The organism is Achromobacter marplatensis, assembly GCF_002209535.1.
Classification (GTDB): domain Bacteria; phylum Pseudomonadota; class Gammaproteobacteria; order Burkholderiales; family Burkholderiaceae_B; genus Achromobacter; species Achromobacter marplatensis.
Genome location: NZ_NJIG01000002.1, coordinates 515207 through 528754, shown reverse-complemented (window position 1 = coordinate 528754; position 13548 = coordinate 515207). Strand labels below are relative to the sequence as shown.

Genomic DNA, 13548 nt, shown 5'->3' with positions numbered 1-13548 from the left:
CGGTTCCTTAATGCGAGGCGGCCACACTGGCGTCCGCTGCCTGCGCCGCCGCCAGTTCCCGGGCGCGCGGCGTGTCGTTGGCGGCACGGTGGTCACGTGCGAAGACGGTGTAGACGGTGGGCAGCACGAACAGCGTGAACAAGGTGCCCACCAGCAGACCCACCACGATGACGAGCCCCAGGCTGTAACGACTGTGCGCGCCCGCGCCGGAGGCGAACAGCAACGGGATCAGCCCCATCACCATCGCCGCCGTCGTCATCAGAATGGGACGCAGGCGGATGCGGGCGGCCTGCTCCATCGCCGTGCGCCGGTCCAGCCCATGGCTGACCTGCATCTCGTTGGCAAACTCCACCATCAGGATGCCGTGCTTGCTGATCAGGCCGATCAGCGTCACCAGGCCGATCTGGGTATAGATGTTGACGGTGGCCATGCCCAGCGCCAGCGGAATCAGGGCGCCGCAGATCGACATAGGCACGCTGACCAGGATGATGAACGGGTCGCGCAAGCTTTCGTATTGCGCCGCCAGCACCAGATAGATGACGATGATGGCAAAAATGAACGTGATCATCAGCGCCGAGCCTTCCTGGCTGAACTGGCGCGCATCCGACTGCCAGTCGTAGCTGAAGCCGGCGGGCAATTGCTGCGCCTGCTGCGTCAGGAACCGCACCGCGTCGCCCATCGTGACGCCCGGCATCGGGATGGCCTGGAAGGTGGCGGCGTTCAACTGGTTGAATTGCGTCAGCGAATTGGGTTCCACCCCCATGGACACCGACACCAGGTTGGACAGCGGCACCTGCGCGCCGCTGGCGCTCTTGACGTGGAACTGCGCCAACGACGCGGGCGAGATGCGCTGTTCGCGCAGGCTCTGCGGGATCACGTCATAGGACCTGCCGTCCATGCCGAAGCGGTTGACGTAGTTTTCGCCCACCAGCACGGCCAGCGTATCGCCAATGGCCTTCATGGTGACGCCCAGGCTGTTGGCCTTGGCGCGGTCCACTTTCAGCTGCACCACCGGGTTGTTGTAGTCCAGGTCGCTGTCCACCACCATGAACAGGCCGCTTTCGCGCGCCGCCTTCTTCAGGCTTTCCATGGCTTCGTACACGACCGGGTAATCGGCCGCGCTCATCAGCACCATCTGCACGGGCAGCCCGCCGGTGGAACCTGGCAGGGACGGCAGCTGGAAGGCGAAGATATTGCTGCCTTCGACCTGATTGACCATTGATTGCATGTCGGCCTGGATCTCGTCGGCCGAGCGCTTGCGGTCCTTCCAGTCGACGAAGTCGACGCCGCCGATGCTGTTGGAAACGCCGTCCGAGCCGTTGATCAGCCAGCGGCCCTTCTGTTCGGGCAACGTCTTCATGACGTCGTCCCACTTCTTGCCGAATTTCTCGACATAGTCGATGTTGGCCTGCTGCGGCGACTTGATCGCCGTCAGCACGGTCGACTGGTCTTCGACGGGCGCCAGCTCGCGCTGCGCCGCGTTGTACAGGAACGGCAGGCTGACCAGCACCGCCACCGCGATCAGCCCCGTCACCCAGCGGTGGTGCAGCGACACGTCCAGCACGCGGCCGTAGGCGTCGCCCAGCCGCCCGAAGAAGCGTTCGGCGCGCTGCGCCATCCAGCCTTCCGACACGTGGCTGTTCAAGAGGAACGAACTCATCACGGGCGACAGCGTCAGCGCGATGACGCCCGATACGACCACGGCGCCCGCCAGTGTGAAGGCGAATTCCTTGAAGAGCGATCCGGTCAGCCCGCCCATCAGCCCGATGGGCGCATAGACGGCCGCCAGGGTGATCGTCATGGCGATCACCGGCCCCGCCACTTCACGCGCGCCGATCAGCGCGGCCCGCACGGGCGACTTGCCTTCTTCGATATGGCGGTGCACGTTTTCCACCACGACGATGGCATCGTCCACCACCAGGCCGATGGCCAGCACCATCGCCAGCAGGGTCAACAAATTCACGCTGAAGCCGAACAGCGCCATGATGGCCGCCCCGCCCAGCATGGACAGCGGAATCGTGATGACCGGAATCAGCACGGCGCGCAGCGACCCCAGGCACAGGAAGATCACCACCACCACGATGGCGACGGCTTCCAGCAATGTCTGCATCACGCCGTCGATGGACGCGCTGATGAAGCGGGCCAGCTCGAACGGCACCTGCACGCTGGTGCCCGGCGGCAGATTCTGCTTGATGTTGGGCACGAGCTCGTTCAAGCGCTGGACGATGACGAGCGGGTTGCCGACCGGCGTGGCGTTCAGGCCGAAGTACACGGCCGGTTCGCCATCCATCAGGCCGCTGGAATCGGTGGACGCCGCCCCCAGTTCGACGGTTGCCACGTCGCCCAACCGCACGATGGCGTCGCCGTCGCGCTTGACCACCAGGTCGCGGAATTCCGCCACGTTCACGAGATCGGTGTTGACCTGGATGTTGGACACCACGTACAGGCCCTTGGCCTGCCCCGGTGCGGCCTGCACGTTGTTGTCGCGTAGCGCCTGCGCCAGTTCGCCGGCGGAAATGCCGCGCGCGGCCATCCGGTTAGGGTCCAGCCAGACCCGCATGGCGAGCTTCTGGCCGCCATAGAGTTCGACGCTTGCCACGCCGTCGATCGACGACAGCTGCGGCTGCACGACCCGCGACAGGTAATCGGTCAGCGCCGCCAGCGACAACGTGGTGCTGGAAAAGCCCACATAGGCCACCGCGGTCGCCTCGCCCGCGGACTTGACCAGCACGGGGTCGTACACGTCTTGCGGCAGGCGGTACTTGACCTCGTTGACCTTGGCCATGACCTCGGTCATGGCCTTGTTGGAGTCGGCGTTCAGCTTCATCCGGACGGTGATGACGCTGCGGCCCTGGGTCGATGAGGAAGACAGGTAGTCGATGCCTTCCACGGTGGCGACCGACTGCGCGATGGGCTGCGTGACGAAGCCTTGCATCAGGTCGGGCGACGCGCCCGGGTATTGGGTGGTGATGGTGATGGTGGTGCTTTCGGTCAGCGGGTACTGCCGCACGGGCAGGCCGCTCAGCGCCTTGATGCCGAGCAGCAGGATCAGCGTGCTGACCACCAGGGCCAGCACGGGCCGGCGGACGAAGAGGTCGGTGAATTTCATGATTGCCTCCTGCCCCGTTACCGGGCTTGCGCCATGGCTTGCTGCGCATCGCCCAGCGCCACGGTGTCGGTGGCGATGATGTCGACCGCCGCGCCGTTATGCAGGCGCAACTGCCCGGAGGTCACGACCTGGTCGCCCGCTTCCAGCCCTTCCGTCACGACCACGCGGCCGCGCACGCGCTCGGCCGTCTTCACATAGGCTTGGCGCACGGTGGGGGCCGCGCCCTGCTGGTCCGCCTTGGGCGGCGTCAGGACGTAGACGGAATCTCCATAGGCGCTATAGCTGACCGCGGTCTCCGGCACGGTGATGACGTCGGGGCGATCAGGCAGGCCGATGCGGCCGTGGGCGAACATGCCGGCCGCCAGCGCGCCATCGGCATTGGGCAGCGTGGCCTGCACGCGCACGGTGCGCGAACCCGGGTCGACTTGTGGCTCGACGGTCGTGACCTGCCCCGAGAACTCGCGTCCGGCGTGGGCGTCGACCGTCACGGTCACGGACTGGCCGGTGCGCAACGCGCCCAGCGCCTGTTCGGGCAAGGTGATGTTGGCATACAGCGTGGTCGCGTCGGTCAGCGAGACCAGCGGATCACCCGCTTTGGCGAATTGGCCCAGATTGACGCGGCGCACGCCCAGCACGCCGTCAAACGGCGCCTTCACGCGCTTTTGTTCGATCAACGCCTGCACCCGCTTGATGTCGGCAGCCGCCTGGTCATAGTCCGCCTGCGCCTGATCCAGTTGTTCCCGCGTGGCGGCCTGTTGCGGCAACAGGCGGCGCGTGCGTTCCAGCAAGGTCCGCGCATTGCGCGCCTGGGCCTGAAGACGCGCCAGTTCGCCCTGCTCGGGCGCATCGTTGAACTGCACCAGCAACTGCCCGGCCTGCACGTGCTGGCCGGCCGTGAACAGGATCTGGGTGACGCGGCCGTCCGCCTCAGCCGGCACCTGGACCTGGCGCATCGCCTCCAGGGACCCGATGCCGGTCAACGCCACGGGGAAGTCCGCCCGAACGGCAGGCGCCACCGCCACTTTGGCGGCCGGCATCGCCCAACCGCCCTTTTGCGACGTGCCGCTGAATGTCCAGACCAGCCCGCCCCCCACCGCCACCGCCAGCACGACGACGCCCGCCGCCCATGCCCCTGATTTCGCCTTCATGATTCACTCTCTATTTATCCAAGACTATTCTTGGATAATCCACGATTCCGGAGAATTCGTCAAAGTGGCGAAAGCAATGCCCGGGATAGCGGCAGGCTATGGACGAAAAAAAACCGCCGGGAAAACCCGGCGGCATGGCGTGGCGCGCGCGCCGGCGCTGCTAGGTTCGCACCATATGCAGGTAATGGCGGTGGCGTTCGTACTGGTCCAGGATGTCGCCAATGACGGCGTCCCGGCTCCAGCCCATGATGTCGTAGTCCTGCCCGCCTTCGCGCAAGTGGACTTCCGCGCGGAAGTACTTGCGCTCTTCCTCGTCGGCGGCCTCTTCCGGAGTCAGGCTGGGACGGACGAACGCCTCGGGGCGCACCGCGTACCAGAAGTCCAGGTGGTCGCCATGGGACACCTCCAGGGTCACGCCGCCTTCGCTCTCGTCTTCGCGCACGGCCACCGCATAGCCCTGGCGGCGCAATTCGTCGGCCACATCGTCCAGCGCCGGCCGCACCACGTCGCTGATGAAGCGCAGCACGTGGGCGCGGCGCGGCATCATGACCATATTGCGCAGGCGCCGTTCCCAGGACTGGCCGCCGCGCGCCGGCCGCGACAGGGTCAGGGACTGATAGCGAATGCCGCGCTTGGTCGCGTCCAGCCGCAGCGCCTTGAACAGCCCCCACAACGACAGCAGCAGGATGATGGAGAACGGCAGCGCGCTTGCGATGGTGGCCGTCTGCAAGGCGGTCAGTCCGTCGGCCAGCAGCAGTGCAATGGCGACAGCGCCCATCGACAGCGACCAGAAGATGCGCTGCCACACCGGCGTGCGGTCCGCCCCGCCCGATGCCAGCAGGTCCACCACCAGCGCCCCCGAGTCCGCCGACGTGACGAAGAACACCGCCACCATCGCGATGGCGAACACAGATAGCACGTTGCTCCAGGGCAGTTGTTCAAGGAATGCGAACAGCGCCAGGGAACTGTCGGCTTCGACGGTCTCGGCAAACCCTTTCACGCCGTCGACCAGGATGAAGTGGATGGCGGTATCGCCGAACACCGTCATCCAGAACAGGGTAAAGCCGGCAGGCACCAGCAACACGCCGCAGACGAACTCGCGGATGGTGCGCCCGCGCGAGATGCGCGCGATGAACAGCCCCACGAACGGCGACCACGCGATCCACCAGCCCCAATAGAAGAGCGTCCAGCCGCCGATCCAGTCGGAAGGATCGTAGGCGTACAGGTTGAAGGTCTTGTTGACGATGTCCGACAGGTAGGCGCCGGTGTTCTGCACAAAAGTCTGGAACAGGAACACCGTGGGGCCGGCGATCAGCACGAACAGCAGCAGGATCACCGCCAGCACCATGTTGGCTTCGGACAGGATGCGGATGCCCTTGTCCAGGCCGCTTGCGACGGACAGCGTGGCCAACCCGCAAGTGATGATGATGAGGATGATCTGCGTGGTCACGCCCACGGGGATGCCGAACAGATGGTTCAACCCGCTGTTCATCTGCGCCACGCCCAGGCCCAGCGAGGTCGCCACGCCCAGCACCGTGCCAATGATGGCGAAGATGTCGACCGCGTGGCCGATGGGCCCGTGAATGCGGTTGCCGATCAGCGGGTACAGCGCGGAACGCAGGGTCAGAGGCAGGCCATGCCGGAAAGAGAAGAACGCCAGCGTCAGGGCCACCACCGCGTAGATCGCCCACGCATGCAGCCCCCAATGGAAGAAGGTGATCTTCATGGCCTCGCGGGCGGCGGCGGCATTGCCGCCCTCGCCGACCGGCGGCGACATGAAGTGCATGACGGGTTCGGCCACGCCGAAGAACATCAGACCGATGCCCATGCCGGCGGAGAACAGCATCGCGAACCACGTGAAATTGCGGTAGTCCGGTTCACTGTGGTCGGGGCCCAGCTTGATGTCGCCGTAACGGCTGACCGCCAGGAACGTGACCGACAGCAAGATGATGGCCACGACCAGGATGTAGAACCAGCTGGCATTGCCGAGGATCCAGCCCTGCATCGCTTCGAACAGGTTCTGCGCGGTCTTCGGGGCCGCGATGGCAAAGCCCACGAGTAGCAGGGTGAACAGCGCGGCCGAAAAAAAGACCGGTTTGTTGATGGTGGAGGATGGTCGGGTTTCTGAAGTCAAGCTGCCGCTCCTTTCGCCCGAGGGTTGAAAAAACCGGCGCCGGCCCCCTCAGTCTGGCCGCGCGCCGCAGGTATTACTATCATGCCCAGAGTACGGCTGACAATCTGAAATAACGGAGACAAGCGCATGATCGATCACCTGGACCATCTGGTCTTGACCTGCACCGACCCCGAGGCCACGGTGGATTTCTACACCCGGATTTTGGGCATGCGCCTGGAGACCTTCGGCGAAGGCCGCCAGGCGTTGCGCTTTGGCAACCAGAAAATCAACCTGCACGTGCGCGGCCACGAGTTCGAGCCGAAGGCGCACTTGCCGGTGCCGGGCGCGCTGGACCTGTGCTTTATCGCCGACCGGCCCCTGGACGAGGTGATCGCCCGCTTGAACGAGGCCGGCGCCACGATCATCGAAGGCCCGGTGCCACGCACTGGCGCCACCGGAAAGATCCGATCCGTGTATCTGCGCGACCCGGACCTGAATCTGATCGAGATGTCAGAGCTCGTCTGACCCCACGCCGCGCATGCTTCGCTCGCGCTGGGGGGCCTACTGCCCCTCGGGCGGCGGGTCGCCGAAGACCACGCGGCGGAAGAATCCCGCCAGGACGGCCTCGGTCATTTCCAGCGTGACGCCCTGCGGATCGAAGGCATAGCTGAACTGCATGCCGTCCGATAAGGCCAGCAGGCCGATGGCGAGTTGCTCTGCCGGCATCGGCAGCGGCGTGCCCACGTGGGCGGAGAACTGGCGGACGTATTCGGTCGTGGCCGCCCGCAATTCCCGCAGGCAGTCCGTGAAGCCCACCCGGAATTCCGGGTCGCGCGCGGCTTGCAGCTTGCCTTCCATCCAGAGCAGGAAACAGTCGTTTTCGCGGTGGTGCGTGCTGTAGTACTCCAGCACGCGCGCCTCCATCTGCGGGCGCGATTCGCCATCCTCGAAGATGGCGCGCATGTCGGCCATCACTTTTTCGTGATCGCGCCGGAGCAATTGCAGGAACAGTTCGGACTTGCTGCCGAAATTGGAATAGAAGGCCCCGCGCGTGTACCCCGCCAGTTCGGCGATGTCCTCGACGCTGGCGGCCACGAAACCCTTGCTGAGGAAAACCGATTGCGCAGCGTCGAACAGGCGCTGGCGCGTCTGGTCTCGGCTTTGCTCGCGGGTAAGGCGGATTTTTGACATGGCGCGAGTTTAGCACTGGCGCCCACTTCAAATACAGTGTTGTATCTGAATACAGAGTTGCATTAGAATCCAGGCCGTATCGAGTCTGACTCGCCCCTCTTTTGCCCTTTTCCGCGCCGCGAGGTGTTTCGTGAATTGTCCTGGCCCTTGCGCGCGCCCCGCCGCGCTCGACCTTGCCGCCCCTGTGGCGCTGCCCCTTTCTTCCCCCCGCCGCTGGACGCGCCGGCTGGCCTTGCCGGCTGCCTTGGCGATGGCGGTGGCCCTGTCCGCCTGCGGCCCCAAGGAAGCGCCCGCTCCCGCGCCGCGGCCGGTGGTCGCCATGCCGGCCAAAGCCGACGAACGCCTGCCGGCCTGGACCTTGCCGGGCGAGGTGCAGGCGCGCTACAGCACGCCGTTGTCGTTCCGCGTAGGCGGCAAGATCATCGAACGCCAGGTCAGGCTGGGTGACAGCGTCACCCCGGGCCAGATCGTGGCCAAGCTGGACCCCGCCGACGCGGCCAAGAACGCGGCCGCCGCGAAAGCCCAGTTGTCGGCCGCCCAGCATCAGCTGGATTATGCGCGCCAGCAGCTGGACCGCGACCGCGCCCAGGCGCGCGAAAACCTGATCGCCGCGAACCAGCTTGAGCAAACGCGCAACGCCTACGCGTCGGCGCTGGCGCAGCGCGACCAGGCCGCGCAGCAGGCGGCGCTGTCGGCCGACCAGCTGAAATACACCACCCTGCAGGCCGACCACGCGGGCGTCATCACCGCCGAACAAGCCGACACCGGCCAGAACGTGGCGGCCGGGACACCCGTCTACCAATTGGCGTGGTCCGGCGACATCGACGCGATCTGCGACGTACCCGAAAGCGTGCTGGCGGGGCTTGCCGTAGGCCAACGCGCCACCGTCACGCTGGGCCCGCTGCCTGGCAAGACCTTTACTGCCGTCTTGCGCGAAATTGCGCCGGCCGCCGATCCGCAAAGCCGCACCTACCGCGTCAAGCTCACGCTGGAATCGCCCTCGCCGGACGTCCGGCTGGGCATGACCGCCAACATCAGCTTCGACAACCGGGGTTCGGACAGCCAGGCCACCTACACGGTGCCGGCCACCGCGCTGTTCCATGACGGCAAGGAGCCCGCCGTCTGGGTCGTCAAGCCGCAGGAAGACACGCTGGAGCTGCGCCGCGTGCAGGTGCTGCGTTACGACGCCCGCACCGTCACGCTGGCAGGCGGCGTAAAGGCCGGCGAACGCCTGGTCTGGCAAGGCGTGCACACGGTATCCGCCGGCGAAAAAGTGCGCGCCGTGCCGCCGCTGCATCCTGAGGACTTCGCGTCATGAGCGCGCCGGATCGGGAGCCTGGCCACAGCCACGAAGAAGGCAAGTTCAACCTGTCGGCCTGGGCGTTGCGCCACCAGCCGCTGGTGATCTTCATCATTACGCTGGTGACGCTGTTCGGCGTGCTGTCGTATTCCAAGCTGGCGCAGTCGGAAGATCCGCCCTTCACGTTCCGCGTGATGGTCATCAAGACCCTGTGGCCGGGCGCGACCGCGCAGCAGGTGCAGGAACAGGTCACCGACCGCATCGGCAAGAAGCTCCAGGAGACCCCCAACACGGACTTCCTGCGCAGCTACTCGCGCCCCGGCGAATCGCTGATCTTCTACACTATGAAGGACTCGGCGCCCGCCAGCACCGTGGCCGACCAGTGGTACCAGATCCGCAAGAAAGTCGGCGACATCCAGGCCACGCTGCCCCAGGGCGTGCAGGGCCCGTTCTTCAACGACGAGTTCGGCGACGTCTACACCAACATCTACACCCTGCAGGGCGACGGATTCTCGCCGGCGCAGCTGCATGACTATGCGGACAAGCTGCGCACGGTGCTGCTACGCGTGCCCGGGGTGGCCAAGGTGGACTATTTTGCCGACCAGGCCGAGCACGTCTACATCGAAATCTCCAACACGCAGTTGACCCGGCTGGGCGTCTCGCCGCAGCAGATCGCCCAGGCGATCAATACGCAGAACGCGGTGGCCAGCGCCGGCACCTTGACGACCGCCGACGACCGCATCTTCGTGCGCCCCACCGGCCAGTTCGAGAACAGCCGCGCGCTGGCGGACACGCTGATCCGGGTGAACGGAAAATCCATCCGGCTGGGCGACATCGCCACGATCCATCGCGGCTACGACGACCCGCCCGTCGAACAGATGCGTGCTGGCGGCGCCCCGGTGCTGGGCATCGGCATCACCATGCAGCCCGGGCAGGACGTGGTGCGCCTGGGCAAATCGCTGGGCACGACCTTCGAGAAACTGAAGGCCCAGTTGCCCGCCGGCCTGACCTTGACCGAAGTGTCCAGCATGCCGCAGGCGGTCTCGCACTCCGTTGACGACTTCCTGCGTTCCGTGGCCGAAGCCGTCGCCATCGTGCTGATCGTGAGCCTGGTGTCGCTGGGGCTGCGCACGGGCATGGTGGTGGTGATCTCGATCCCAGTGGTGCTGGCGGTCACGGCCCTGTTCATGGACGTGTTCGGTATCGGCTTGCACAAGGTGTCGCTGGGCACGCTGGTGCTGGCGCTGGGCCTGCTGGTGGACGACGCCATCATTGCAGTGGAAATGATGTCGGTGAAGCTGGAGCAAGGCTGGAGCCGCGCCCGCGCGGCGGCCTACGCCTACACCAGCACCGCCTTCCCCATGCTGACCGGCACGCTTGTCACCGTGGCGGGCTTTTTGCCCATTGCGCTGGCCAAGTCCAGCACCGGCGAGTACACGCGTTCGATCTTCCAGGTGTCGGCCATTGCGCTGATCACGTCCTGGTTTGCCGCGGTGGTGCTGATCCCGCTGCTGGGTTACCGGCTGCTGCCCGAGCGCAAGCGCGAAGCGCATCTGCCCCATGATCACGAACACGACATCTACAACACCCGCTTCTACCAGCGCCTGCGTGGCTGGGTGGCGTGGTGCGTGGACCGCCGCTATTGGGTGCTGGCCGGCACCGTGCTGATCTTCGTCGTGTCCATGGCAGGGTTCAAGCTGGTGCCGCAGCAGTTCTTCCCAAGCTCGGACCGCACCGAATTGCTGGTGGACGTGCGCTTGCAGGAAGGCGCGTCGTTCGCCGCCACGCTGCGTCAGGTGGAACGCTTGGAAAAGGCCTTGGACGGCCGGCCCGAGATCGACCATTCGGTCAGCTTCGTGGGTACCGGCGCGCCGCGCTTCTACCTGCCGCTGGACCAGCAACTGGCCACGCCCAACTTCGCCCAGCTGGTCATCACCGCGCATTCGGTGGAAGATCGCGAAAAGCTGGCGCAATGGCTGGCGCCGATGCTGCGCGAGGAATTCCCCGCCATCCGCACCCGCCTGTCGCGCCTGGAGAACGGGCCGCCCGTGGGCTATCAGGTGCAGTTCCGCGTCAGCGGCGACAAGATCTCCGACGTGCGGGCCGTGGCCGAAAAAGTCGCCACCGAAGTCCGCGCCGACAACCGCTCGGTGAATGTGCAGTTCGACTGGGACGAACCGTCCGAACGCTCCGTGCGCTTCGAGATCGACCAGCAGAAAGCGCGCGAGCTGGGCATCAGTTCAAGCGACATTTCCGACTTCCTGGCCATGACCCTGTCGGGCTACAACGTGACGCAATACCGCGAACGCGACAAGCTGATCACCGTCAGCCTGCGCGCGCCGCGTGACGAACGCGTGGACCCTGCCCGCCTGGCCACGCTGGCCATGCCCACGCCCAATGGCCCGGTGCCGCTGGGCAGCCTGGGGCAAGTGCGCTACGACCTTGAGTACGGCGTCATCTGGGAACGCGACCGCCAGCCCACCATCACGGTGCAAGCGGACGTGACCAGCGGATCGCAGGGCATCGACGTCACGCATGCCATCGACAAGAAGCTGGACGCCATCCGGGCCGAACTGCCGGTTGGCTACCGCATCGAAGTGGGCGGCCCGGTCGAGGAAAGCGCCAAGGGCCAGTCGTCCATCAACGCGCAGATGCCGCTGATGGCCGTGGCCGTGCTGACGCTTCTGATGGTGCAGCTGCAGAGCTTTGCGCGGGTGCTGATGGTGGTGCTGACGGCGCCGCTGGGCCTGATCGGCGTGGTCGCGGCGCTGCTGCTGTTCGGCAAGCCCTTCGGCTTTGTCGCCATGCTGGGCGTGATCGCGATGTTCGGCATCATCATGCGCAACTCGGTGATCCTGGTGGACCAGATCGAGCAGGACATCCTGAACGGTCACAAGCGCGTGGACGCGATCGTCGGCGCCACGGCGCGGCGTTTCCGCCCCATCGTGCTGACGGCCGCGGCAGCCGTGCTGGCCTTGATCCCGCTGTTGCGCAGCAACTTCTTCGGCCCCATGGCGACGGCGTTGATGGGTGGCATCACCAGCGCCACGGTGCTGACGCTGTTCTTCCTGCCCGCGCTGTATGCGGCCTGGTTCCGCGTGCGCCACGACGAACGCGACGAACCGGAAGGCGTACCGCCCGGCGCCAACGCCGCCGATACGCTGTAACGAGGAATCTGACGATGAAGACCCTTTCCCTCCGGCTGGCCAAGCTGCCGCTCGCGCTGCCGCTGATCGCGGCGCTGGGCGCCTGCGCCTTCGCCCCGGACAGCAAGCCGCCCGCGGTGGCGTCGCCCGCGCAGTACGGCGTGCAAGCCGTGCCGCCTGCCGGCGCCCCCGCCCAGGGCGTGGCGCAACGTTTCGAGCAGGGCGCGCGTCCCGTGCCCGAATGGTGGAAGCGCTACGGTTCCAGCGCGCTGGATGCGCTGGTGCAAGAAGGCCTGGCCAACAGTCCCAACCTGGCCGCTGCGGAACGCAATCTGGCCGGCGCACGCGAGCAACTGCGCGCGCAGGTCAATTCGTCGCTGCTGCCGTCCGTGGACGCAGGCGGGAACGCCAAACGCAACCGCGCGCTGACCATGCCGAATCTGGCCGAGCCCACGGCGCTCTACAACGTCTTCACCGGACAGATCCAGGCTACCTACGATCTGGACCTGTTCGGCGCCGCGCGCTTTGCCAACGCGTCGCTGGCGGCGCAAGTGGAGCAACAGGCGTTCCAGCTGGAGTCCGCGCGGCGCTCGCTGGCGGGCAATATCGTCACTGGCGCCATCACGTCCGCGTCGCTGGCCGAGCGCGTGGCGCTGACGGAAAAGCAGGTGGTGCTGCTGCGCCAGGTGGCCCGCGATACGCAGCGCCGCTACGAATTGGGATCCGCTTCGCAGAACGATGCGCTGGACGCCGACCAGGACGCTGCCACGCTGGAAGCGTCGCTGCCCGGACTGCGGGCGCAGTGGCATGCCACGCGCCACGCCTTGGCCGTGCTGCTGGGCCGCAGCCCCGACCAGGCCCCGGACGATCTGGCGTTCAGCACGCTGGCGGTGCCCGCGCAGGTGCCGGTGGTGGTGCCGTCTGAACTGCTGGCGTCGCGCCCGGATGTGCTGGTGGCCGACGCGGTAGTGCAGGCCGCCGCGGCCGATGTGGGCGTCGCCACGGCGCAGCTGTTCCCCAGCCTGTCGCTGTCTGCGTCCATGGGCAAAGGCGGCTTCAGCTGGCCGACCGCGCTGTCGGGCGCCGGGTCGATCTGGGCAATCGGTGCGTCGCTGACGCAGCCCATCTTCCACGGCGGCGCGTTGCTGGCCGAACGGCGCGCCGCCCAGGAGCGCTACCAGGCGGCCGTGCTGCAGTACAAGCAGACCGTGCTGACCGCGTTCCAGGACGTGGCCGATACCTTGTCGCGCCTGGATGCCGACGGGCAGGCGCTGGCCTCGGCAGAAGCGTCGCGGCGGGCAGCCGAGCAGTCCTACCGCAATACGGCCAGCCGCGTGCGGCTGGGCGCGCTGGCGCCTTATACGGAATACGCGGCGCAACAGCATTACGTGGCGGCGCGGCTGCGCGAACTGGAATACGCGAACGCCCGCCTGACCGAAACCGCGGCGCTGTTCCAGGCCATGGGTTCGCCCGCGCGGGCTCCGGAGACCGCTGCCCGGCAGCCTGAGGCGACCTGAGTCCGGCGGGATTGAGACAGGCCT

General features: G+C 66.5%; 8 protein-coding genes. 4 read left to right on the top strand and 4 right to left on the bottom strand.

What is annotated here, in order from left to right; all coding sequences use genetic code 11:
* Positions 1–7 precede the first annotated feature (7 nt).
* From CEY09_RS05960 to CEY09_RS05950, 3 genes are all read right to left on the bottom strand, one after another.
* The gene (locus tag CEY09_RS05960) at positions 8–3109 is read right to left on the bottom strand and encodes a MexW/MexI family multidrug efflux RND transporter permease subunit (protein WP_088587925.1); all 3102 of its coding nucleotides are present in this window, start codon (positions 3107–3109) and stop codon (positions 8–10) included.
* A gap of 17 nt (positions 3110–3126) precedes the next feature.
* Positions 3127–4257, bottom strand: coding sequence for an efflux RND transporter periplasmic adaptor subunit (locus tag CEY09_RS05955; RefSeq protein ID WP_088587924.1), 1131 nt, complete (start codon positions 4255–4257; stop codon positions 3127–3129).
* A 160-nt stretch (positions 4258–4417) separates the two neighbouring features.
* Positions 4418–6391, bottom strand: coding sequence for a BCCT family transporter (locus CEY09_RS05950; protein WP_088587923.1), 1974 nt, complete (start codon positions 6389–6391; stop codon positions 4418–4420).
* 126 nt (positions 6392–6517) lie between these two features.
* Here CEY09_RS05950 and CEY09_RS05945 point away from each other — a divergent pair, with 126 nt between their 5' ends.
* The gene (locus CEY09_RS05945; RefSeq protein WP_088587922.1) at positions 6518–6895 is read left to right on the top strand and encodes a VOC family protein; all 378 of its coding nucleotides are present in this window, start codon (positions 6518–6520) and stop codon (positions 6893–6895) included.
* A 36-nt stretch (positions 6896–6931) separates the two neighbouring features.
* On the opposite strand, the gene CEY09_RS05940 is transcribed toward CEY09_RS05945, so the two are convergent.
* Positions 6932–7561 (bottom strand): TetR/AcrR family transcriptional regulator, encoded by a 630-nt coding sequence (locus CEY09_RS05940; protein WP_088587921.1) that lies wholly within the window; start codon positions 7559–7561, stop codon positions 6932–6934.
* 250 nt (positions 7562–7811) lie between these two features.
* Here CEY09_RS05940 and CEY09_RS05935 point away from each other — a divergent pair, with 250 nt between their 5' ends.
* The 3 genes from CEY09_RS05935 to CEY09_RS05925 are packed head-to-tail and all read left to right on the top strand — an operon-like array spanning position 7812 to position 13524.
* On the top strand, positions 7812–8879 hold the full coding sequence (locus CEY09_RS05935) for an efflux RND transporter periplasmic adaptor subunit (RefSeq protein WP_234818240.1): 1068 nt from the start codon (positions 7812–7814) through the stop codon (positions 8877–8879).
* Positions 8876–12028: an efflux RND transporter permease subunit gene (locus tag CEY09_RS05930; protein WP_088587919.1), complete on the top strand. Its 3153-nt coding sequence runs from the start codon at positions 8876–8878 to the stop codon at positions 12026–12028. The genes CEY09_RS05935 and CEY09_RS05930 overlap by 4 nt, the downstream gene beginning before the upstream one ends.
* A 14-nt stretch (positions 12029–12042) precedes the next feature.
* Positions 12043–13524 (top strand): efflux transporter outer membrane subunit, encoded by a 1482-nt coding sequence (locus CEY09_RS05925; RefSeq protein ID WP_088587918.1) that lies wholly within the window; start codon positions 12043–12045, stop codon positions 13522–13524.
* The last annotated feature ends 24 nt before the right edge of the window (positions 13525–13548 follow it).

Bases quoted from the DNA above. Each gene is read 5' to 3' on its own strand.
- CEY09_RS05955 (WP_088587924.1), bottom strand. From the start codon at position 4,257: ATGAAGGCGAAATCAGGGGCATGGGCGGCGGGCGTCGTCGTGCTGGCG.
- CEY09_RS05930 (WP_088587919.1), top strand. From the start codon at position 8,876: ATGAGCGCGCCGGATCGGGAGCCTGGCCACAGCCACGAAGAAGGCAAG.
- CEY09_RS05935 (WP_234818240.1), top strand. From the start codon at position 7,812: ATGGCGGTGGCCCTGTCCGCCTGCGGCCCCAAGGAAGCGCCCGCTCCC.
- CEY09_RS05945 (WP_088587922.1), top strand. From the start codon at position 6,518: ATGATCGATCACCTGGACCATCTGGTCTTGACCTGCACCGACCCCGAG.
- CEY09_RS05940 (WP_088587921.1), bottom strand. From the start codon at position 7,561: ATGTCAAAAATCCGCCTTACCCGCGAGCAAAGCCGAGACCAGACGCGC.
- CEY09_RS05925 (WP_088587918.1), top strand. From the start codon at position 12,043: ATGAAGACCCTTTCCCTCCGGCTGGCCAAGCTGCCGCTCGCGCTGCCG.
- CEY09_RS05960 (WP_088587925.1), bottom strand. From the start codon at position 3,109: ATGAAATTCACCGACCTCTTCGTCCGCCGGCCCGTGCTGGCCCTGGTG.